Raw genomic sequence first — 1,125 nt, forward strand, 5'->3', positions numbered from 1 at the left:
CCCACACATCCAACCGAGCACGCTCACCCTCACCCAACACATCCACCGACGACAACCGCACCCCCGGATCACCAACCATCACCCCCAACACCCGCTCAAAACACCCCACCAAACCCTCAACCGTCGAGGTGTCAAACACATCGGTGCGGAACTCCACCGCGCCGCCGATGCCGGCGGGCTCACCGGCCTCGGTGAAGCGTTCGGCGAGGGAGAACGCTAGATCCGTACGGGCGGTGTGGGTATCGACTGGCACCTGGGTCACCTGCACATCACCCAACGACAACTCGGCGCCAGGGTCGTTATCGTCTTGCCCAGGAAGGTTTTGCCAGGCCAACATCACCTGCACCAGTGGGTGATGAGTCAGCGATCGGCTGGGGTTGATCCGCTCGACAAGCACATCGAAGGGCACGTCTTGGTTATCGAAGGCAGAGAGGCTGCGATGCCGCACTTGGTTTAGCAGTTCGGCAAAGGTGGGATTTCCGGAGAGATCGATGCGGAGGCCCAAGGTGTTGACGAAGAATCCGACGAGGTCGTTGAGCGCGGGATGACGCCGCCCCGCGACCGGGAACCCTACCGCCACATCCGAACTCGCACTCAGCCGCGACAACAACACCGCCAACCCAGCCTGCACCACCATAAAACTCGTCGCGTTATACCTAGCCCCCACCCCCCGCCCCCGCCGCTGCAGTTCGGGCGACCAGTCGACGGTGACCCGAGAGCCCCGCTGATCGGCCACCGCCGGGTAGGGGCGGTCGGCTGGCAACTGCAGATGTTCGGGCATCCCCGCCAGCGCGTCGCGCCAATAGGCCAACTGCGCGGCGATACGGCTGTCGGTGTCCTCGAGATCACCGAACTGCGCTCGCTGCCACAACGTGTAATCCGCATACTGGACCGGGAGTTCGGCCCACATCGGGGGCAGCCCCGAACAACGGCTGGCGTACGCCGTACTGAGATCACGCAGGAGTGGGGCGATCGACCAGCCGTCGGCTGCGATGTGGTGCACGACGCCTACCAGGACATGTTCGTCGTCGCTGGTGCGGAAGAGCTTCGCATACAACGGAATCTGGGTTGCCAGGTCGAAGGTGTGGCGTGCGACTTTCTCGACGGCTTCGTTCAGTGTGGTGT

At 63.6% G+C, this 1,125-nt stretch carries 1 protein-coding gene; it reads right to left on the bottom strand.

The annotated features are described in order from the left end of the window. Nucleotides 1-1,125, bottom strand: a 1,125-nt coding sequence (locus C1A30_RS00055; RefSeq protein ID WP_235009585.1) for a condensation domain-containing protein, incomplete at both ends; no start/stop codon positions are given.

It is taken from the genome of Mycobacterium sp. 3519A (assembly GCF_900240945.1).
Classification (GTDB): Bacteria; Actinomycetota; Actinomycetes; order Mycobacteriales; family Mycobacteriaceae; genus Mycobacterium.